Origin of the sequence: Streptomyces sp. NPDC014676 (assembly GCF_043084105.1) — a bacterium.
Lineage (GTDB): Bacteria > Actinomycetota > Actinomycetes > Streptomycetales > Streptomycetaceae > Streptomyces.
Genome location: NZ_JBIBZI010000010.1, coordinates 95,854 through 116,719, shown reverse-complemented (window position 1 = coordinate 116,719; position 20,866 = coordinate 95,854). Strand labels below are relative to the sequence as shown.

15 protein-coding genes and 1 pseudogene are annotated in these 20,866 nt (G+C 74.1%); 8 read left to right on the top strand and 8 right to left on the bottom strand.

Annotation, left to right across the window (positions count from 1 at the left end):
• Positions 1–22: 22 nt before the first annotated feature.
• Both ACF1DX_RS26290 and ACF1DX_RS26285 read right to left on the bottom strand, forming a co-directional pair.
• Positions 23–5,071, bottom strand: a complete 5,049-nt coding sequence (locus tag ACF1DX_RS26290) for a hypothetical protein (RefSeq protein ID WP_391793601.1) — start codon at positions 5,069–5,071, stop codon at positions 23–25.
• On the bottom strand, positions 5,068–5,922 hold the full coding sequence (locus tag ACF1DX_RS26285) for a DUF4132 domain-containing protein (protein ID WP_391793600.1): 855 nt from the start codon (positions 5,920–5,922) through the stop codon (positions 5,068–5,070). The genes ACF1DX_RS26290 and ACF1DX_RS26285 overlap by 4 nt, the downstream gene beginning before the upstream one ends.
• Positions 5,923–6,130: 208 nt before the next feature.
• Between ACF1DX_RS26285 and ACF1DX_RS26280 the strand changes: the two genes are divergently transcribed.
• A complete protein-coding gene (locus ACF1DX_RS26280) occupies positions 6,131–6,343 on the top strand; it encodes a hypothetical protein (RefSeq protein ID WP_391793599.1) in 213 nt (70 codons plus the stop codon).
• Positions 6,344–6,559: 216 nt separating this feature from the next.
• On the opposite strand, the gene ACF1DX_RS26275 is transcribed toward ACF1DX_RS26280, so the two are convergent.
• The gene (locus ACF1DX_RS26275) at positions 6,560–7,033 is read right to left on the bottom strand and encodes a DUF4396 domain-containing protein (RefSeq protein ID WP_391793598.1); all 474 of its coding nucleotides are present in this window, start codon (positions 7,031–7,033) and stop codon (positions 6,560–6,562) included.
• Positions 7,034–7,140: 107 nt separating this feature from the next.
• The gene (locus tag ACF1DX_RS26270; RefSeq protein ID WP_391793597.1) at positions 7,141–8,001 is read right to left on the bottom strand and encodes a PP2C family protein-serine/threonine phosphatase; all 861 of its coding nucleotides are present in this window, start codon (positions 7,999–8,001) and stop codon (positions 7,141–7,143) included.
• 278 nt (positions 8,002–8,279) lie between these two features.
• Here ACF1DX_RS26270 and ACF1DX_RS26265 point away from each other — a divergent pair, with 278 nt between their 5' ends.
• Positions 8,280–12,059 (top strand): helix-turn-helix domain-containing protein, encoded by a 3,780-nt coding sequence (locus ACF1DX_RS26265; protein WP_391793763.1) that lies wholly within the window; start codon positions 8,280–8,282, stop codon positions 12,057–12,059.
• Positions 12,060–12,088: 29 nt separating this feature from the next.
• On the opposite strand, the gene ACF1DX_RS26260 is transcribed toward ACF1DX_RS26265, so the two are convergent.
• Complete coding sequence (locus ACF1DX_RS26260) at positions 12,089–13,084, bottom strand: aldo/keto reductase (protein WP_391793596.1); 996 nt, start codon at positions 13,082–13,084, stop codon at positions 12,089–12,091.
• Between the two features lie 128 nt (positions 13,085–13,212).
• Here ACF1DX_RS26260 and ACF1DX_RS26255 point away from each other — a divergent pair, with 128 nt between their 5' ends.
• The gene (locus ACF1DX_RS26255; RefSeq protein WP_391793595.1) at positions 13,213–14,064 is read left to right on the top strand and encodes a helix-turn-helix transcriptional regulator; all 852 of its coding nucleotides are present in this window, start codon (positions 13,213–13,215) and stop codon (positions 14,062–14,064) included.
• A gap of 65 nt (positions 14,065–14,129) precedes the next feature.
• The gene (locus ACF1DX_RS26250) at positions 14,130–14,375 is read left to right on the top strand and encodes a hypothetical protein (RefSeq protein WP_391793594.1); all 246 of its coding nucleotides are present in this window, start codon (positions 14,130–14,132) and stop codon (positions 14,373–14,375) included.
• Here the strand turns inward: ACF1DX_RS26250 and ACF1DX_RS26245 are convergent.
• Complete coding sequence (locus ACF1DX_RS26245) at positions 14,336–14,944, bottom strand: DUF998 domain-containing protein (protein ID WP_391793593.1); 609 nt, start codon at positions 14,942–14,944, stop codon at positions 14,336–14,338. The two genes, ACF1DX_RS26250 and ACF1DX_RS26245, sit on opposite strands and share 40 nt — an antisense overlap.
• A gap of 115 nt (positions 14,945–15,059) precedes the next feature.
• Here ACF1DX_RS26245 and ACF1DX_RS26240 point away from each other — a divergent pair, with 115 nt between their 5' ends.
• The 4 genes from ACF1DX_RS26240 (at position 15,060) to ACF1DX_RS26225 (ending at position 19,042) form a co-directional block, all read left to right on the top strand.
• Positions 15,060–15,890: an alpha/beta fold hydrolase gene (locus ACF1DX_RS26240; protein ID WP_391793592.1), complete on the top strand. Its 831-nt coding sequence runs from the start codon at positions 15,060–15,062 to the stop codon at positions 15,888–15,890.
• Positions 15,891–15,948: 58 nt separating this feature from the next.
• Positions 15,949–16,938: a GlxA family transcriptional regulator gene (locus ACF1DX_RS26235; RefSeq protein ID WP_391793591.1), complete on the top strand. Its 990-nt coding sequence runs from the start codon at positions 15,949–15,951 to the stop codon at positions 16,936–16,938.
• A gap of 105 nt (positions 16,939–17,043) precedes the next feature.
• On the top strand, positions 17,044–17,682 hold the full coding sequence (locus ACF1DX_RS26230; protein ID WP_391793590.1) for an HD domain-containing protein: 639 nt from the start codon (positions 17,044–17,046) through the stop codon (positions 17,680–17,682).
• A 202-nt stretch (positions 17,683–17,884) separates the two neighbouring features.
• Positions 17,885–19,042, top strand: coding sequence for a hypothetical protein (locus tag ACF1DX_RS26225; RefSeq protein ID WP_391793589.1), 1,158 nt, complete (start codon positions 17,885–17,887; stop codon positions 19,040–19,042).
• Positions 19,043–19,094: 52 nt separating this feature from the next.
• Here the strand turns inward: ACF1DX_RS26225 and ACF1DX_RS26220 are convergent.
• A pseudogene (locus tag ACF1DX_RS26220) lies at positions 19,095–19,825 on the bottom strand (IclR family transcriptional regulator).
• 118 nt (positions 19,826–19,943) lie between these two features.
• Positions 19,944–20,822 carry a hydroxymethylglutaryl-CoA lyase gene (locus ACF1DX_RS26215; RefSeq protein WP_391793588.1) on the bottom strand — a complete coding sequence of 293 codons (879 nt, stop codon included), beginning with the start codon at positions 20,820–20,822 and terminating at the stop codon, positions 19,944–19,946.
• Between the last annotated feature and the right edge of the window lie 44 nt (positions 20,823–20,866).

Genomic DNA, 20,866 nt, shown 5'->3' with positions numbered 1-20,866 from the left:
TCCGGGTGCGGGTGGACGGTGGTCATCGGCGGCGGCCCTTGCGGGTGGCGCGGGTGGTGAGTTCCTCGTAGGCGGGTGCGTCGCCGGCGCGGACACGGTCCCAGGCGCGGGTGAACAGCTCGGGCACCGGTATCAGCGGCACCGCCTGGGAGTGGTCGTGGACCGGGTAGAGGCCCTGCTTCCAGACCTCCACCGGCAGGGCGGGGGACTTCAGGTCGAGCCAGCCGCACGGCAGGAAGAGGGTGCGTCCGGCGCGGGCCCGCTTCGCCTCGACGACCAGGCCGGTGGCGGCCAGTTCGGTGCGGGCCTTCTTCGTGCGGGCGGGTTTCCAGCCGGTCCAGCGGGCGCGGTTGCGGTCCGTCGGGTCGGGCAGGGCCAGCAGTTGCAGGTAGAGCGCCGCCGCGTCCTCGCCCAGGCCGTGGGTTTCGGCGACCTCGGTGACCAGGGCGGGGACGCTCAGGGTCGGGTCCTGGGCGTAGCCGGTGGGTCCCTCGGGGTCCGTTCCGGCCGCGAGGGCGCGGGCGAGTTCGTCGCCCAGGACGGTCCGCAGCGCGTGCATGCCGTCGCGCCGTCCGGGTCCGACGATTCCCTCGATCAGTCCGAACAGGGGGTCGTCCACCGTGCTGAGGGCGCTCGTGCGGACCAGGACTGCTTCCTGGTCCCCGTACCAGGGGCGCAGCACCAGCGCCTCGCCGACGTGGGTCAGTCCGTGCGCGTCGGCGCCGCCGGTGGCGGGCAGTCCGTACGCCTTGCGCAGTTCGGCGGCGGTCGGCGTGCCCTTCTCGGTCCACTCCAGGTCGAGGTCGAGCAGCAGCGCGGGGTCCGCGACGCGGCGGCGCAGCGCGGTGAGTCCCGCGGGCAGGGTGACGCGCAGGGGGTGCCCGTACGGCAGGGAGTAGGCGAGCCCGGCCAGGGCGGCCACGGCGCGCGTCAGGTGGTACCGGCCGGGAATGGCCCCGGGGTCCTCCGCCACGAGGTTGCCGTCCTTGTCGGGGCGCTGCACGGTGGTGCGGCTGAGCCAGGGGGTGCGGTGCGGGTTGAGCAGTTCCTCGACGGAGTCGGCGGACACTCCGGCCGGGGAGAGTTCCGCGGCGAGGTCCTCGGGCAGGCGGACGACCCCGTCGAGGCGTTCGGCCCACACGCGGCCCGCCGCGTCCGTGTCCGGTCCGGCGGTCCACAGGTCAGCGGGGTTCCCGGGGAGGAACGCGCCGATGAGCGCCAGGCGGTCGCCGGGCTCCAGCGAGCCCAGCAGCGCGTCGCCGAGCTGCTTCTGGCGCGGCTTCAGCCCGGTGGCGGCGATCACCTCGTCGGTGAGCTGCGACGGCCGCCCGGCGAGCAGCAGGGCCGCCTGGATGGGGCCCAGGCCGCCGCGTGTGGCCGCGGCCAGGGCGGCGGGGGCCTCCGGCTGCCAGGGCGCCGCGCCCTTGTCCCGGACGAGCGCGGTCACCGCGGCAAGCGCGTCGGCCGGGAACACCGGCGGGTGCGTGGTCTCCCGTTCCAGGGTGAAGTGCGCGACGGCGCCGAAGACGCCGGCCGGGTCGTGGTCCAGGGCGAGCCAGTCGACCCGTCCGGTGCGGTGGTCGACGTTCCGGCAGCCGAGGACGACGACGGTACGGCCTTCCCGGCGCAGCACCTGGCCGACGCGCTCCTGCTTGTCGTGCGGCTCGCTCAGCACCACCTCGCGCAGCGCGCCCGCGGACGTGGCCAGCGGGCCTTCCGTGATCGCCTCGAACAGCAGGAGCAGCGCCCTGCGGTGCGGCTCCGTCAGGGTGGGTGAGGCGGCGCGGTAGGCGAGCGGGCGCAGCGCGTCCAGTACGGACGGCCACACCGCACCGATACCGGGGACGGTGAACTCGTCGCTGCGCCATCCGTCGGCGGCCCCGGTGGACCGGGACGACACGGGCAGGGGCCTGCCGTCGGCGGGCTTGCCGGACAGGACGTGGTTCACGGCGCGGATCTGCCGCAGCGTGCTCCAGCTCTGTCCGCCGCCCCACCAGCCGCGCAGATCGGCGAGGCCGGAGGTCGCCTCGCGCAGCGTCTGCTCGTCGCCGTCCTCGGGGCTGTAGTCGGCGAACATGCCCTCGGTGCGCCTGCGTTCCGCCTTGGGCCGCTCGGCCGGGGGCGTGACGAAGGTGGCGACGGACGCCGCCAGGCGCAGCACCGCGTGCACGAGGGCGGCGACACCGGTGAGCAGGTGCGGCTCGGTGAGGGCGGGCAGGGTGCGGGACACGGCCTCCCGTACCACCTGGTCGGCGGTCGGGACGACGGGCTTGCCGGTGGTGGTCCCCGCGGGGTTCCGCCCCCTGGTGGCCTGCGGTGAGCCGGTCTGTGCCCCCGCCGCCACGATCTTCGCCTGCCGCTCGGCCAGCGCCTGTGCCCCGGCGCGCAGCAGTTCCTCCGCCTGTTCGTCGCTCAGCGCCCGCAGAAGCGCCGAGGCGTTCTCGTCGCGCGGCCGCAGCGCGTGCCAGAAGTCGACCGGCGGTACGAGCCGCGTGCCGGCGGCGAACTCGCCGCCGCGCTCCAGCGGTGTCAGCCGGCCCAGTTCCCGCACACCGGTGGTGTCGTCGGTCGTGTACAGGGCGACCTGACGGTAGTGGGCGACGACCAGGGGCTCGACGCCGCCGGGCAGCCGCAGCGCGCCGACCGGTGTCCCTCCGTGTGCCGTCGGCAGGGTGGCGGTCCGGCCGTCCGGGGTGCCGACGGTGGTGCGGGCCTCGTCGCCGTCGCCCTCGGTGCGCACCCAGCGGCCGAGGACCGTGCCGTCCGTGCCGAACGGGCTGTCCTCCAGGCCGGGTTGCAGGGGCAGTACGGCGCAGTGCTGCTGGAGCAGGGTGGCACCGTCGTGGATGCCGGACCGCAGGAACGCGGGCAGCGAGGCACGTCCGTGCGTGCCGGTGGCCGGGTCGTACTCGAGCCACACCTGCCGCGTCCCCTGCCGTCCCTGGCGCCAGTACGAGGTGCCGTCCCCGAGGATGCGGCGCGCGGGCGGCAGGACCGTGTCTCCGGCGTGCAGGGCGCGCCCGCCGGTGGCGCGGCCGCCGTCCGGCAGCGGGATCGAGGTCTCGCCTGCGTCGCCGCCGCCGTACCAGTGCGGGAGCTTCTCGCCGCCCAGCGGGAACACCTCGGTCGGGCGGGCCGACCAGTAGCCGTACTGCTTGTTGTCCTGCCGCCACATCACCAGCAGTTCGCCGTCGGCGTAGCGGAACGACGGGCGCTGCCAGCGGTCCAGTTCGGCGGGCAGCCGCAGGTCGTGCTCCAGCAGGACGTCCTGCGGTCCCACGACGATCGCCTTGTGCCTGCGGGAGAGGATCAGGGCCGGCCAGGCCTCGTGGACGGCGAGGGTGTCCTCGTTGTCGCGCCGGGTCTCGGCGTCGAGCCGGCGCAGCGCCTCGTCGAGGGCGGGCCAGCCCAGTTCGTCCGGGAGGCCGGCGCGCAGGGTGTTGCCGAGCAGCGGTGCGATGTCGAACGCGGCGACCCGGGCGACGGCCTCCGGGCTGATCCGTGCGGCGATCCCGCGGAACGGGTTCAGCCGCTCGAGCGCCGTGCGGGCGGCCGCCAGGCCGGCCGCGCCGTCCAGCGCGCCGGCGGCGTCGTCGAGCCACTCGCGGAGCACGCCGGCGAGCACGGGGTGGCCGGCGATCCCCTCCAGCGTCCCCCGGCCGGTGTGCCGGCGGTGGTGGTTGCCGACGGCGTCGTAGAGCATGCGGCGGCCGTGCCGGTCCGCCGCGACGGCCGTCAGGTCGCGCCGCCCGGGCCGGGTGTCCTCCAGCCACCGGCCGAGGTCGAGGTGGACGTCCGTGCCGGCCCCGGGCGGGGCCAGTGGCACGTCCCGCGCCACGCACAGGTCCAGCAGGTCGAGGTCGGCGCCGGCGTGCCAGCGGCCGGTGAAGAGGTCGACGGGGCGACCCTGGTCGCGCAGGCGCGCGGTCATGCGCTCCACGAGCGCGAGGGTGGCCGACGAGCGGTCGCTGACCGTGCCGCCGTGCTTGCGGTGCAGGGCCCAGCGGGTGAGCCAGTCCGCCGGGTCGGCCGCGTCCGCCGCCCCGTCCTCGCCCGTGAGCAGCCGGTCGGCGCCGGTCTCGGCGAGCAGGGCCAGCCAGAACTCGTCGTCCTCGGTGGAACGGCCGAGACCGGCCGGCATGATCTCCAGCAGCCGGCCCCGTACGGCGGGCTGCTGTTCGGCGAGGACGACGAGGGTGGCCCGGTAGGTGTTCCAGAAGGAGGCGGGGGCCCGGACCGCCGCGGGCGACGCGAGCAGGTCCGCGACCAGGGCGCACTCCTCGGTGACCCGGTCCAGACCGGCGGCCTTGATCAGGGCTCGGGCGTCCTGGGGCAGCGACGCGTAGGGCGGCATGCCTGCCGCGCAGCGTTCCACGGTCAGCTGCCGGAACTGGGCCCAGGCCTCGGCCGGGGTGAGCCGCGCCGCGAGGGCCTTCACGTGCTCCTTGAGCGCCTTGACCGTCAGTGCCCCGGCGAAGGCGAACTCCAGGAACACGGCCCGCTGCCGCTCCTCGTCCACGGTCAGCGCGTGCACCCGCTCCGCGTCGCGGGCCTTGCCGAAGAACGCCGCCGCGTAGGTGGTGTTCTCGTGCTGGAGGAAGACGCGGGCGGCCTGCTCGTAGAAGGTGGGCAGGAAGTGCGGCACGGCCCGGCCGAGCCGCTCGCCGAGCGCCTCGAAGCCCTCCTTCGCGGTGCCGGGGCGGGACTTGGCCTGCCGGGCGAGCCGCTCGACGTCCTTGACCAGCGCCAGCGCGTGGTGTCCGTTCGCCGGGTCGTTGACCAGCGCCCACGCGGGGAAGCCGAGGGTCTCCCGGCGCACCTGCCCGACCTCACGGGTCTCGGGCTCGCGGACCAGTCCGAGGAAGTCCAGGGCGAGGTCCTCCGCCTCGCCCAGCGTGCCCGGCACCAGCCGGACGACCTTCCGCTCGTCCAGCGCGGTGTGCGTGTACGTGCGGACGGTGAGGACGTCGGCGTCCTCCCGGTCGGTGGTGCCCGGGGGCAGTACGGCGCCGGCGTCGAGCAGCGCGGCGGAGGTGGTCCCGTCGTAGGTGAATCCGTCGTACGTCGTCACGCCGCACGCTCCTCGTCCTCGATGTCGCGTCCGGCGTACAGCGCGGCCGCCATGCGCATGCCCTCAGACCAGGCCACCGGCCCGACCCGGCCGAGCTTCAGCACCCGGCCGGCCGGGTCGGTGAAGACCAGGGGGCCGGTCTCCGTCTCCTCGTAGCCGTCGTAGTCGCCGACCCACACCCGGGCCTCGACGGCGTGGCCGTCCTCCACCACGGAGCACACGGCGTGGCCGCCGCGCACGCGGTAGCCGAGCTGGGTCGCGCGGCCGTGCAGGAACCGCAGCTCCTTGAAGACGCCGCCCGCGTGGTCCTCGACCGAGGCGGCCTCGGCGTCGAGTGCCGCGGGCCGGTGCCACACCTCGCGGAAGAGCTGCTGGGCGCGCTGTTCGACGCCGAGCTCGACGGCGAACTCCCGCAGCTCCTCCAGGTCGTCGAGGAGCACCGGGTGCGGCAGGCGGACCAGGCCGGGGGTGAGGCGGACGGTGTCGCCGTCGAGGTCGACCAGGCCGAGGCCGCGCTCGGGGTCGGCGTCCCGCAGGAACCCGGCCACCGCGCCGTCCGTGCCCGTGACCACCAGGTCGCGGAGGGCGGCCTGCCAGGCGGGGTCCGGCCACACCCGCGCCAGCACCTCGAACGGCACCGGCAGCGAGCGCACCATCCACCGCTCCACATCTGCCAGGCACTGCCGTTCGTGCCGTTCCAGCCACTCGGTGAGCTGGCGCAGCCCCACCACCGCCGGATCGTCGGCGATCTTGGACGGTACGGACTTCAGCCGCCGTCCGGCCGCGTTGCGGCACACCACCTTGCCGCCGTCGAGGGCGACCTCGTAGCCGCCTGCCGACACCCACCCCATGCGTGCCTCCCGCACCCGCGATGATCAAGTGACGGGAACTGTAGAGCAGGGCTCTGACAACGGGTCCCCGGGTCCTCGTCCCCGGACGGGCACCGCCGCGGCGCGGGGCCATCAGGGTGGTCGCAGGCCGTGTCGGGCGGCCGTCCCGGGGCCGGCTGGCCATCCTGGGTCGGTAGCGCGGCCCCTTCCGAGCGACAAGGAGCACGGCATGCCCACGGACCCGGTCGGACGATTCCTCGCGGCCCTGGACCCTCACCACCGGGAGGCCGTCAGCGGCAGACCGCGCGAGGAACAGGAACGGCTGGCGGCGGACTGGGAACGGGAGCTGGAGGCCGACGTCGAGCTCGACTCCCTCGACGAACTGTCCCCGCCGGCGGCGGAGGCCGAGGCGGCCCGCCGCGTCCTGGACCGCGAGCGCTAGGGAGGGCCGTTCGGATCGGGTCGGCTCCGGTGAGCGGTGCCTCGTAGCCTGAGCGAGCGGGGTCCGGGGTGGGGGTACCTCCCGCGCATGGGCGTCCTTCCCGCTCGAGCGAGGCCGGGCGAGGGAGCGGTGCCGGCCCCCGCACCCCCGCACCCCCGCACCCCCGCACCCCCGCACCCCCGGCAGGATCCGAACGCCTTCCGGGGCGTTCCGCGGTCAGTGGTGGGCGTGGACGACGGCGTGGCCCTTGCCGCGGCCGATCATCCACTTGTTGACCGGTGTGGTGACCACGAACGCCACGGCGAAGCCGCCGAGCAGCGCCGACCAGAACAGCCCGTCCGACAGGTGTGCGTCCATCGCGCCCGGTGTCAGGGCGATGATCGCGTTGTCGACCAGTTCCATCACCGCGATGGAGACCGTGTCGGCGGCCAGCGCCACCTTGATCGCGGCCCGCGGGGACAGGCCCGCGCGCACCACCGCGAAGAGGGTGAAGGAGTAGCCGAAGACGAAGGCGAGGGCGATCGCGAGGATCATGGTCGGTACGTTGCCCCACAGCAGGGCCGTGCCGATGACCATGCCGAGGATCTCGCCGATGGCGCACCCGGTCAGGCAGTGGAGCGTCGCCTTCAGCGCCATCGCCCAGGAGGCGTGGCCGTGCCCGGTGGCGGTGTGACGCGTGCTGTGGTCCATGACCTTCATCCCCGTTCGGCGTCCTGGGTGACCGGTGTCGGCCCACCGGAGGCAACATATACCCCCTAGGGGTATATTCCCCGGGGTGCCCAGCGGCATGAACGGTCTCATTCCCCTGACAGGCCGGACGCGTCGCGCCGGACCGCGAGGATCGCCCGGTCGTCCGCCTGGGGCCCGTCCGTCCACCGCTTCACGTCGGCCAGCACCGCACCGGCCGCGGCGTGCGCGGCCGGGAAGGGAGCCAGGCGCGGCAGGTGCCGCTGGGGGTCGTAGAAATCGCCGGTGCGGTTGCGGGCCTCGGTGACACCGTCCGTGACCATGATCAGAACCGAGTCCCGCTCGAAGGCCACCTCGGCGACGGCGGGGAAACCGCGGCACAGGTGCCCCAGGCCGAGGGGCAGCCCCGGCTCCGTGTCGCCCACCGTGCCCGTGTCGGTGCCGCGGACCAGGTAGGGAGGGGGGTGCCCGAGGTTGAGCAGGCGCATCGCGTGGGTGCCCGCGGGGAACTCGAGCAGGAGCGCCGTGGCGAAGACGGTCTCGAGCGCGTCGGCGTCGTGGCCATGCGTCTCGCACTCCAGGGCGATGTCCAGCCGTCGGGCGAGGGCGGCGAGGTCCGGAGCCCGTTCCGCCGCCTCCCGGAACGCGCCCAGGAGGAGGGACACGGTGGAGACGGCGTCCAAACCCTTGCCGCGGACGTCGCCGAGCAGTACGCGCGTTCCGAAGCGGGTGGCCCGGACCGCGTACAGGTCCCCGCCCAGCCGCGCCTCGCCGTGGGCGGCCTCGTAGCGGGCCGCCAGTTCGAGATCGCCGATGCGTCGCGGCGGGGACGGGAGCAGTGCCCGCTGGACCCTCTCGACCACCGCGCGGGCCGCCTCCAGCCGGTCCGCCTGCCGCGCGAGACGCCGTCTGACGCAGAGCGCCACCGCTCCCGCCAGCACCATGTCGAAGATCCGCTCCGCGTCGTTCATGCGTGAGGTCCTACTCCGTGGGGTGGCGGGCGGTGCGGGGCACGGTCCGCCGGACGGTGAGGTGGGTCGCCACCACACGCTTCAGCCACGACCGGTGCTTCAGGAAGGGGTTGTCCGTTTCCCGGTGCCACAGGAAACGGGAAACCCCCTTCGACGTGCGCCATTGCGGGTACGGCGACGACACGCGGCACATGCTTCGGGTAGGCATCCGATCACACAGTGATGCGTCCGGGACGGTCCCCCGCCGTGCGGACACCGGCGGAAGGACGGGCGTGACGATGGACGGCGACGATCCCGGGGCGCGGCGGGCGGAGGGCACCGGTTCCCCGCCGGGTGGTGCCCCGCCGGGTGGACAGGAGCTGCGCGGCTGGCGCGGACGACGCGGGATGTCGCTGTCGGCGCTGGCGCAGGCGGTGCACTACAGCAAGGGGTATCTGAGCAAGATCGAGAACGGTGACAAGCCGATGACGCCCGACGTCGCGCGCCGCTGCGACGCCGTACTGGAGACCGGCGGCGCGCTCGCCGCCCTGGTGGACCGGGGCGGCGGGCACGTCTGCCCCTACCCCGGGCTGAGCCCTTTCGGTCCCGAGGAGCACCGGTGGTTCTTCGGCCGGGAGCAGGCGACGGCCCGGCTGGTCGCGCGCCTGGGCGAGCGCACCGCCGGCGGCGGCCCGCTCGTGGTCGTCGCGCCTTCGGGAGCGGGCAAGTCCTCGCTGCTGCACGCCGGGCTCCTGCCCGCCCTCGCGGACGGAGCGCTCCCCGGCTCCGCCGGCTGGCGGACCGTCCGCATGACACCGTCCGGCCGGCCCTTGCGGTCCCTGGCCGGCCACGTCGCGGCGGCCACCGGCGTCGGGGTGTCCGGCCTCCGGGCCGGCGTCGACGACCCGCACACGTGGCGGGCGCTGCTCGGTGACGCGGCCGGGCCGGCGGGCCGGCTCCTGGTGCTGGTCGACCAGTTCGAGGAGCTGTTCACGGAGTGCCGGGACGAGGAGGCGCGGCACAGCTTCGTCCGGGCGCTCCAGGCGGCCTCGGCCCCCTCCGGCCCGGGGGCGGCGGCCGACCCGCCGGCGTTGGTCGTACTGAGCCTGCGCGCGGACCTGTACGGACGGTGCCTGGCGTACCCGGAACTGGTCGCGGCCCTGGAGGAGGGGCATTTCCCGCTCGGGCCCATGACCCGCGGCGAGCTCCTGCAGGCGGTCACCGGTCCGGCCCGCGCGGAGGGGCTCGAGCTGGAGTCCGGCCTCACCGAACTGCTGCTGCAGGAGCTGGGCGCCCTGGAGGTCCCGCCGGGGCAGGACGCGTATCCCCCGGGGGCGCTCCCCCTGCTCGCCCACGCGCTGCGGGAGACGTGGCGGCAGCGGGAGGGCGACCGCCTCACCGTGGCGGGCTACCGGCGTTCGGGCGGCATCGGTCACGCGGTCGCCACCACGGCCGAGGGCGCGTACCAGCGGCTCACCCCCCAGGAGCAGACGGCGGCGCGGCACCTGCTGACCCGGCTCGTGCACGTCGACACGGCGACCGGCGCCACCCGCAGGCGGCAGTCGCGTGCGGAGCTGCTCGAACAGGTCCCCGCGCCCGGCAAGGTCACGCGGCGCGTGCTGGCGTCGTTCATCCGGGCCCGGCTGATCACCGCGGGCACGGACGGCGACGACAGCGTGGACATCACCCATGAGGCGCTGCTGCGAGCCTGGCCACGGCTTCGCCGGTGGATCGGCGCCGACCTCGCCGGTCTGCAGCTGCACCACCGGCTGGCCGACGCCGCCCTGCAGTGGCACACGACGGGGCGCGACCCCTCGGAGCTGATCCGGGGCGCCCGGCTGGTCCTGGCACAGGAGTGGGCCGCCCGGCCGTCGGGGCGGCAACTGCTCGGCCCGCTGGAGGCCGCCTTCCTGGACGCCTCCGCCGCGGCCGAGCGGCACGGCCGGCTCGCCCGGCGCCGCAGGGACCGCCGGCTGCGGCAGCTCAGTGGTGCCCTGGCCGTGTGTCTCGTCCTGGCGGTACTGGCGGGCCTGACCGCGTGGCAGCAGAGCGAAGTGGCCGGCGAGCAGGCGCGGCTGGCCGTCTCCCGGGAGCTGGCAGCCCTGTCCGAGGCCACGGCGGCCCACCAGGTGGAGGCGCCCATGACGCTGGCGGTGGCCGCCTTCGACGAGTCGCCCACGCCCGCGGCCCTCGGCGCGCTGCTCAGCACACAGGCCCACCCGTACGCCGGGCAGCTCGCGGGACACGGCGGGAAACCGGTGAACGCGCTGGCCTTCACTCCGGACGGCCGGACCGTCGTGACCGCCGGCGACGACGGCGCCGTCCGCCTCTGGGAGGTGACCGGGCGGAAGCGTACGGCCCGGCTGACCGTGCCGGGCACGGGGCTGACCGCGGTGGCGGTCGACCCCTCCGGCTCCGTGCTGGCGGTGGCCGGGCGCACCGGTGCCCCGCGTCTGTACGACATGAGGTCACGGCGCGGGACCGGCACCCTGGCGGTGACGGCACCGGTGCACGCGGTGGCGTTCAGCCCGGACGGCTCGCTGCTCGCCTCGGGGGAGGACGACGGCACCGTACGGCTGTGGCAGGTGCGCGACCGCCGGCGTCCCGGCCCGGTGTTCCGGGTGGGAGGGGCCGTGCGGGCGCTGGCCTTCCGTCCCGGGGACGGCACTCTGGCGGTGGCCGGGGCGGACGGGACCGTCACGTTCTGGGACGCCGCGACCGGCCGCGGGAAGGGCTCGGCCCTGGAGGACGCGGGGGAGGTCGAGGACATCGCGTACAGCCCGGACGGCTCGCTGCTGGCCGTCGCCGGGGCGGACGGCGTCCGCGTCCGGGACTTGCGCACGCATGCCGACCGGGGCCGGCTCACCGGTCACACGGACACCGTGCTGGCCGTCGCCTTCAGCCGCGACGGCAGCACCATCGCCACCGGCGGCCGGGACAACACCGTACGGCTGTGGCAGACCGCCGGACCGTCCGCGCTGTCCGTGCTGCCCGGCCACAGCGGCCCCGTCGGGGCGGTGGCCTTCGGCGCCGGCGGTCTGCTCGCCACCGCCGGGGACGACGCCGTCGTACGGCTCTGGGATCCCGCCCGCGGTCCGTCGCACCACCGTCCCGTGGCGCCGCTGCTGGCCGTGGACCGGCACGGCGGGCGGGTGGTCACCGGCGCCGCCGACGGCCGGGTCACGGTGTGGGACGCCGCCCGGCGTCGCGCGGTGCACAGCTTCCGCGCCCACGACAGCGAGGTACGCAGTGTGCTGTACGGCCGGGCGGGGTCCTTGCTGGTGACGTCGGGTGACGACGGCAGGATCAGGCTGTGGGGTCCCGACGGCCGCCGGCCGGCCGGTGAGTTCCCCGTCCAGTCGGCGCCCGTGAAGACGCTCGCGCTCAGCCGGGACGGCACGCGGCTGGTGAGCGGCTCGGACGACGGAACCGCGCGGCTGTGGGACGTGGCCGGCCGGCGGCAGATCGGCGAGCCCATGCGGCACCACGCCGACCATCCCGTCTTCGGTGTGGCCCTCAGCCCGGACGGTTCGCTGCTGGCCACCGCGGGCCAGGACGAGACGGTGCAGCTGTGGCGCACGAGCGACCGCCGGCGGCTGCGCACCCTGGACGAGCACGACGACACCGTCTTCACGGCCGCGTTCAGTCCGGACGGCACGCTGCTGGCGACCGCCGGGCGGGACTGCACCGTGCGCCTGTACCGGCTGGACGTGCTGCGGCGCCCCGGCAGCAGGCCCGCACCCGTCGTCCTGTCCGGACACACCGGTCCGATCGTGTCCATGCGCTTCGACCGCACCGGCGACACCCTCGTCACCAGCAGCCGGGACGGTACCGCGCGACTGTGGGACATCCCCGGCCGGGCCCCCGGAGCGACGCTCCGGGGGCACACCGGCCGGGTCGCGGACGCCGTGTTCGACGGTGACGACACCCTGCACACGGTCAGCCGTGACGGCACCTGGCGCACCTGGGACCTGGACCCGCGCCGGGTGGCGGCACACGTCTGTGAGCGGGTGCCGCCGCCGACCCGGGCGTACTGGGAACGCATCGCTCCCGGCACGCCGTATCGCGACGGCTGCTGACGCCGGCCGGCCCCGCCGGCGAGCCCGGCTCAGTTGCCCACGCCGAGGGAGGACATGAACGCCGCCGGGTAGCGGTCGCCGCGGGCCGCGCCCAGCGGTACCGCCTTCTCGATCTCCGCGAGGTCGTCCGCGGTGAGGGCCAGGTCCAGCGCGGGCAGCGCCTCGGTCAGCCGCTCGCGGGTGCGGGGGCCGACCAGCGGCACGATGTCCTCGCCCCGGGCGGCGACCCAGGCGATGACCAGCTGGGCGACGGTGCACCCCTTCGCGTCGGCGACCCGGCGCAGGGCCTCCACGAGGGCGAGGTTGTGTTCCACGTTGCCGCCGGAGAACCGGGGGCTGAACGCCCGGTGGTCACCGGTGCCGGCGCCGCGGCCGACGGTCCAGTGCCCGGAGATGAGGCCGCGCCCGAGGACTCCGTACGCGGTCAGGCCGATGCCGAGCTCCCGCAGCGTGGGCAGGACCTCCGCCTCGACCGCGCGGGAGATCAGTGAGTACTCGATCTGCAGGTCGGTGACCGGGTGCACGGCGTGCGCCCGGCGGATCGTCGCCGCGTCGACCTCCGAGAGGCCGAGATGACGTACGTACCCGGCGTCGATCAGCTCCTTGATCGCGCCCACCGTCTCCTCGATCGGCACCGCCGGGTCCAGCCGCGCGGGACGGTAGATGTCGATGTGGTCGGTGCCCAGCCGGGTCAGCGAGTAGGCGACGAAGTTCTTCACCGCCTCGGGACGGCCGTCGAACCCGCCCGGGGCGGGGGTCGGCCCGCTCAGCACGCCGAACTTGACGCTCAGCCGGTAGCTGTCCCGGTCGCGGCCGCGCAGCGCCTCGGCGAGCAGCAGTTCGTTGTGGCCCATGGCGTAGAAGTCGCCCGTGTCGATCAGAGTGACGCCGGCGTCCAGCGCGGCGTGCACGGTGGCGATGCTCTCGGTGCGGTCGGCCGCGCCGTAGGCACCCGACATGCTCATCGCGCCGAGGCCCAGCGCGGAGACGATCGGACCGTCGCTGCCCAGCGTGCGTGTCTGCATGGTGTTCTCCTTCGTGGTCGCTTTCGTCGTCCACCTTGCGCCGGTGCCGGGCCCGCCGGGAGCGGAGCGTTCATCGTGGGAGAGCCGCTCCCTGGATCGGGGGGCGTGCCGGGAGGGACCATGAGGTCATGCAACGTGAGGAACTCGCCGACTTCCTGCGCCGCCGCCGTGAGGCGATCCGTCCGGCCGACGTGGGGATCACCGACGGCCCGCGCCGTCGCACCGCCGGGCTGCGCCGGGAGGAGGTCGCGATGCTGGCGGGCATGTCGGTGGACTACGTCGTACGGCTCGAACAGGGCCGGAGCAGTCAGCCGTCGACGCAGCTGCTCGTGGCGCTGGCCAGGGCGCTGCGTCTGTCCGACGACGAGCGCGCCCACCTGTTCCATCTGGCCGGTCACCGGCCCCCGCCCGCCGACGGGGTGGCCCGGCTGGCCCGGGCGGGTCTGATGCGCCTGCTGGACCTGCTCGGCGACACTCCGGCGCTGGTGCTGTCCGACCTGGGGGAGGTGCTGGCGCAGAACCGGGCGTCGGTGCTGCTGATGAGCGACCTCACCGGCTTCCCGGGCGACCGCCGCTACCTCGTGTACCGCTGGTTCACCGAACCGGCCGCCCGCGCCGTCGGCCCCGCCGAGGAGGAGGAGTACTACGGCCGTCAGCTCGTGGCCGATCTGCGCGCGGCCGCCGGGCGCCGGGCCGGCGACCCCACGGTCACCGGGCTCGTCGAGCGGTTGTCGGCCGCCAGCGCGCGCTTCTGCCGGCTCTGGGCGGAGCACGAGGTGGCGGTGCGGCGCGCCGACCGCAAGACGTTCCTGCACCCGCGGGTGGGCCGGGTGCTGATGGACTGCGAGACCCTGGTCACTCCCGACCAGGGGCAGCAACTGCTGGTGCTCACCCCGGCGGACGCGGAGGCCCGCGAGCGGCTGGAGCTGCTGCGCGTGCTCGGCAGCGAGGAGTTCCCCACGGGCGCACCCGGCCGCTGAGACCGGCCGTGCGCGGAACACATGCGGTTGAGGGCGGCCGCGCCCGCCGTGCCGGCCTGCCGCGTATGTTCTCGCGCAGAAACCGCCGGCCCTCCTCCCTCCCTGAACTGTCCAAGGCCTGGGAGTGCCTCGACGGCGGTGACGTTCCCGGCGCGCTGCGCCGGCTGCGGCAGGCCGGCACGGCTCCCCTCGACCGGGTCGCCCTCGTCGTCGGGCGGGCCGCGGGGGCGGCCGCGGCGCCGACCGCCCGGCCCGCACCTCACCGGCCCCGTCAGTCCGCCCGGCCCGCGGGCGGCTCGCCGCCGGCGTGACGGAGGCAGGAGGTGACGACCACGAAGGGCCAGACGGACTGAAGGGCCGTCACCACCCGTTCCGCGACGCCCGCCGCTCCGTGGCGGTGCGTCTCCATGAGGAACCAGGCCGCGCCGACGACCATCAGGGCGGTCGCCGCGGCCGAGACCGCCGGCCGCAGCGCCCAGGGAGCGGCACGGCCTCCGACGGCGGCCAGCAGCGGCCACAGGGCCAGCAGCGCGAATCCGACGGCGGCCACCGAACCGTGGCGCAGCGATCCCCCGCTGCTCGGCACCGGTAACACCGCCACCACCAGCGCCGCCACTCCCCCGCCGGCCAGCGCCACGCGCCCGGCGGTCGCCGCCGCCCGCAGTCCCCACGCGGTGAACAGATGACAGGCGCCCAGGGCGAGCAGCGCCCCGGTCATCACCCAGGATCCCGCGGCCCCGTAGGCCGCCAGCACACTGATCGTCTGTCTGACGGGGTCGTAGGCGGGTCCCTCCAACGACGCCGCGATCACCCAGCCCGCGATCAGCAGGACGGGCGCACACCCCGACGAGAACAGGACCCATCTGGGAACAGACACCATCGAACCACCATAGAACGCACGCAACCGCCTCTCATCAGGCATTCCGGAGATGAGGTGCGTCGGGCCGGCGCGTAAGGTGAATGCCGTCGATCCGGTTCCTTCGGAGGGATCATCCATGAGCACGGTCACCACCGCCGACGGCACGACCATCTTCTACAAGGACTGGGGTCCGCGCGACGGACAGCCGATCGTCTTCCACCACGGCTGGCCGCTCAGCGCCGACGACTGGGACAACCAGATGCTGTTCTTCCTCTCCCACGGCTTCCGCGTGATCGCCCACGACCGGCGCGGTCACGGGCGCTCGAGTCAGACCTCGTCCGGCCACGAGATGGACACCTACGCCGCGGATGTGGCGGCGCTGGCCGGCGCCCTCGATCTGCGCGGCGCCGTCCACATCGGGCACTCGACGGGCGGCGGTGAGGTCGCGCGGTACGTCGCGCGGGCGGAGCCGGGCCGGGTCGGGAAGGCGGTCCTGGTCGGCGCGGTTCCCCCGGTCATGGTCAAGTCCGAGGGCAATCCCGGCGGAACGCCCGTCGAGGTCTTCGACGGGTTCCGCGCGGCGCTGGCCGCCAACCGCGCGCAGTTCTACATCGACGTGCCGTCGGGTCCGTTCTACGGCTTCAACCGCCCCGGCGCGGAGGTCTCCCAGGGGCTGATCGACAACTGGTGGCGACAGGGCATGATGGGGGCGGCCAACGCGCACTACGAGTGCATCAAGGCGTTCTCCGAGACCGACTTCACCGAGGATCTCAAGAAGATCGACGTCCCGGTCCTCGTCGCGCACGGCACCGACGACCAGGTCGTGCCGTACGAGGACTCCGCACCGCTGACGGTCGAGCTGCTGAGGTACGGCACCCTGAAGACCTACGAGGGGTACCCCCACGGCATGCTGGCGACGCACCCGGACGTCGTCAACCGCGACATCCTGGAATTCGTGAAGTCGTAGGCGGAGGACGGCGCGACGGCTCGCGCCCGCATCGGGGACGAACGCAAGGTGGGGACGGATGGCGCCGGGAGCACACCGTGTGGGTGTACTCGTCTTCGACGACATGAAGATGCTGGACCTGTCCGGGCCGGCGGAGGTCTTCGCCGAGGCCAACCGCTATGGCGCCGACTACCGGTTGAGCGTCGTCTCGGTCGGCGGCGGCTCCGTGCGCTCCTCGATCGGCGTCCGCGTGCCGGCCGACGCGGACGCCCTCGGCGCCCCCTCCTTCGACACCCTGCTCGTCGTGGGCGGCGACAAGGTGCCCACGTCCCCCGTCGACGAGGAACTCGGCGCGGTCGCGCGGAAACTGGCCTCCGAGGCCGGCCGGGTCGCCTCCATCTGCACCGGTGCGTTCATCCTGGGCACGGCGGGTCTGCTCGACGGCAAACGGGCGACGACGCACTGGCAGCACACGGCGTTGCTGGCCCGGCGCTGTCCGACCACGCGGGTGGAACCCGACGCGATCTTCGTCAAGGACGGCACGACGTACACGTCGGCCGGTGTCACCGCGGGCATCGACCTCGCGCTCGCCCTCGTGGAGGAGGACCACGGACCCGGTCCGGCCCGCAGCGTCGCCCGCTCACTCGTGGTGTACATGCAGCGGTCCGGCGGGCAGTCGCAGTTCTCCGCCTCGCTCCGGGGCCCCGCCCCGCGGACACCGGTCCTGCGGATGGTGCTGGACGCGGTCCAGGCGGATCCGACGGCCGATCACAGTCTGGAGTCGCTGGCCGCCCGGGTCCGGGTCAGCCCGCGGCACCTGACCCGCATGTTCCGCACCGAGCTGGACACCACACCGATGAAATACGTGGAACTGATCCGCTTCGACAAGGCGAAGGCCCTCCTGGACGCCGGGCACAACGCCACCCAGGCCGCCGCGCTGTCGGGCTTCCCCGGTTACGAGAGTCTGCGGCGCGCCTTCGCGCGCCGTCTGGGCGTGTCACCGACCACGTACCGGCAACGGTTCGGCACCACGGGCCCGGGCTCCCCCACTCCCCGCCCCGGCGGGTGACGGGTGGCCGTTTCCGAGGGGTTGTCGGCCATTTCGTAGCGGACGCGGAGACCTCCGCGGGCGGATCGTGGGGATGTCCGGTCAGCACAGCCCGAGGAGACAGTCATGACCGAGAAGATCGCCGGCGTAGCAATTCCCGACAGCCCTCTGGCCAAGGCCGCGACCGATCTGATCCGCGACACCACACCGCCCCTGATCTTCCACCACTCCCGCCGGGTCTATCTGTTCGGCAGCCTGCAGGCCGCCGCGCGCGGACTCCGGCCCGACCCCGAACTCCTCTACGTGGCGGCGCTGTTCCACGACACCGGTCTGGTCGCGCCGTACCGCGGTGACGGCCAGCGGTTCGAGATGGACGGTGCCGACCACGCCCGCTCCTTCCTGCTGGCGCACGGCCTGACCGAAGGCGACGCGGGCACGGTGTGGACGGCCATCGCCCTGCACACCACCCCGGAGGTGCCCTACGGACTGGCCCCCGAGATCGCCGCCACCACGGCGGGTGTGGAGACCGATGTGCTCGGCCTGCACCTCACCCGCCTCACCCGCGAACAGATCGACGAGGTCACCGCGGCCCACCCCCGTCCGGACTTCAAGCGACAGATCCTCGAGGCGTTCACCGACGGCTTCAGGCACCGCCCCGACACCACCTTCGGCACGGTCAACGCCGATGTCCTGGAACACTTCGTCCCCGGCTTCCGCCGGACCGACTTCGTCGACGTCATCCAGAACTCCGCCTGGCCCGAGTGAACGGCCGCCGGCCACCCCGCCCCGACCTGCTCGACTTCCCCCCACAACGCATCCTTTAAGGTTCAACATCCGTGCTACGCTCTCGCCCCGTCACCACGCGAACAGGGCAGTCCCGAGTCGCGGACATCGTTGTCGAGCCATAGCCGCGTCCGGCGCTCCCGGACCACCTCACAGCGCACGGAGAACCATGAACCGCCCAGCCATGTCGATGCATCACGTGCGGATCGTTCTGGGCTCCCTGAGCCTGGTCCTGTTCGCACACTCGGCCTTCTGGCTCCTGTACGACGTGGTCGGCCAGGGTGTCCCCGAGGTGTGGTCCGTCTGGACCAAGGGTCCCGCGTCCGGCCTGGCCGCGACCAGTTCGGTGGACCTGGGCCTCGCGGCGCTCCAACTGGCTGCGGCCTGCGCCACGTTGCTGCGGGTGCGGGGCGCCGGCGGTCTGTTGCTGACGGTGTGCGCCACGACCCTGGCCTTCCGGGCGCCCGTCGTCTGGTACTGGCTGCTCGACTCGCCGTCCGACCCCTGGTTCGGCGGTCTTGACGGACCGTCACTGACCGCGGTGGGTACCACCTGCCTGCTCGCGCTGCTGATCGTCCTCGTCCAGGCCGCGCTGCTGCTCCGGGTGCGCCGACTGGAGCACGAGGCCGCGGCCCGGGAGGCGGCCCTGGCGGGCGGTGTGCGGCCCGTGAAGGTGACAGCGGCGGCCTCCTGCGTGCTGCTCGCCGTACTGAACTGCTTCTACATCGCCCGCAACGCCCTGACGGCCTTCGACATCGGGCCCGACGCTCTCGGGGACCTGCTGGCCGGAAAGGGTGCCGGGCACGCGGTGCTCGGGGTGTCCTCTCCCTGGCAGTGGGCCTGTCTGACCGTGCTGTGCGGCGTGGGCATGGTGCTGGCGGGCAGGCGCCGCCCCAGCGCCACCGGCTTCTCGCTCGGCCTCGCCCTGTTCATGATGCCGACCGCCTTCACCAAGCTGTGGGGATCCGCCGACGCGGACACGCTCCTCGCGTCCCCGCTCGGCACCCTGCAGTCCTTCCTGGAACTGGTCGGCTCGGCCGCCGTGGTGGCCCTCATCGTGGCGGACGTCCGCGACGATCTGCGTCCCGCTCCGGCGGATCCCGCCCTGCCGGAGCCGTCACCGGAACAGGAAGCGGACCAGACGCCCGTGCCGGAACCGGAGCGGACACGGGAACCGGCATCGGAACCGGAGGACACGACGAGCCGCGCCGAGCCCGACGACGCTGCGAGCCCCGCCGGGACGGACGACACGACGAGCCCCGCCGAGGCCGACGAGGAGGCCGGGGCGGACGACGACGCGACGGCGGACGCTCAGCCGACGGGCGCGGTCCGGCAGGCTTGAGCCGGCTGCGACGGTCCCCCGGCACGGACGCCGTACCGCGCCGGACGGCTGATCAGTCGGTGCCGGCCGGTTCCAGCCGGCTGCCGGGGCGGTAGCCCAGGCGCCGGGACGCCTCCTCGCCCGCCTCGATCACGAGGGGGGCGAGGCCGGCGACGTCGGACGGGGTGAGTCGCTGGGTCGGCGCTCCGATGCCGACGGCGGCGACCAGTTCGCCGCTGCTGCCGAACACCGGCGCGCTGATGGAGGCCGCCCCAGACCGCGTTCCTCGAACGTCGCCGAGAAGCCGCTCCCGCGGATCTCCTCCAGCTGCCGGTCCAGTACGTCGATGTCGACGATCGTGCGTCCGGTGTGCCGGGTGAGACCGTGACTGACGGCGGCCCGGCGCGCCGAGGGGTCGAAGGCCATGAAGACCTTCCCGGCCGAGCCGGCGTGCAGCGACATCACCATGCCGACCATGAACAGGCGCATCACCACGTGCCGGGTCTCGGCGAGTGACACGACCGTGCGGAACGCCCCGTCCCGTACGTACAGACAGGCGCTCTCGCCGGTGCGGTCGCGCAGCCGCTGCACCGCGGGGCGGGTGAGCTGGACCATGTCCAGGCCGAACGTGCCGGGCGCCGCCCAGCGCACCAGGCCCAGACCGATCCGGTAGGTGTCCTCGACGCGGTCCAGGAACCCCTCACGCACCAGGTTGTGGACGAGGCGCTGGCAGGTGCTGGCGGGCAGACCGGTGGCCTTGGTGATCTGCTGGAGGTTCAGCTCCGGCTGTTCCAGGTGAAGCACTCGAGGATCTGCCGGATCTTCCGCAGGACCAGCAGGGGCGCCGTGCCGCCTTTGTCGTTCGTGCTCATCACCGTGTCTCCCCGCCAGGACTCAGCCGTCTACGAGGACATACGGTATGTCAGCCGGGCACCTCCGTGGCACGCAGTGGTGCCGGGGCCGAGGGGACGGCGGCCAGGGCCGAGGTGAGCTTGCGCCCCAGCAGCGCCTGGAGTTCCGCGCGGAGGGTCACGAGCCGGTCCACGTCGACGCCCGTGGCGATGCCGGCGTGGTGGCAGAGGTTGACCAGGTCGTCGGTGGCCATGTTCCCGGCGGCGCCGGGGGCGAACGGGCAGCCGCCGACTCCGCCGAGCGCGGCGTCGAAGCGGCGGATTCCGAGGTGGAGTGCCTCCCAGGCGTTGGCTGAGGCCATGCCGTAGGTGTTGTGCAGGTGCAGCCCCAGGGGCAGGTCCGGGAGTTCCCTCCGTACGGCGGTGACCGTCCGCCGGATGTGCCAGGGACTGGCGGCGCCGATGGTGTCGGCCAGATGCAGCACCGAGATGCCGAAGCCGGCCAGACTTCGGGCCAGGTCCACCACGTCCGCGGGGGGTGTCTCGCCGTCGAAGGGGCAGACGAACGCGGTGGCGACGGTGGCCTCGAGCTGCACCTTGGCCGCGGACAGCAGTTCCACGGCGGGCCGGAGCCGGTCCAGGGCCTCCCGGGTGGGCACCCCGGCGTTGGCCCGGCTGTGACCGTCGCTCGCCGAGACGGTCAGCCGGACGTGACGGGCCCCGGCGTCCAGGGCCCGGCGGGCGCCCCGTTCGTTGAAGACGAGCGTGTGCAGCGAGGCCGGTCCGCAGCTCCGCGGCCAGCCGGTCCGTGTCCGCCATCTGCGGCACCTTGCCGGGGTGGAGGAACGAGCCGATCTCGAGCGAGGTGAAGCCGGCTTCGAGCAGCCCGTAGGCGAGCCGGACCTTGTCGGCGGTGGGCACCACCACGGGTTCGATCTGCAGGCCGTCACGGAGCAGCACCTCCGTGATCAGGACGCGGTCGGGCAGGTCGTTC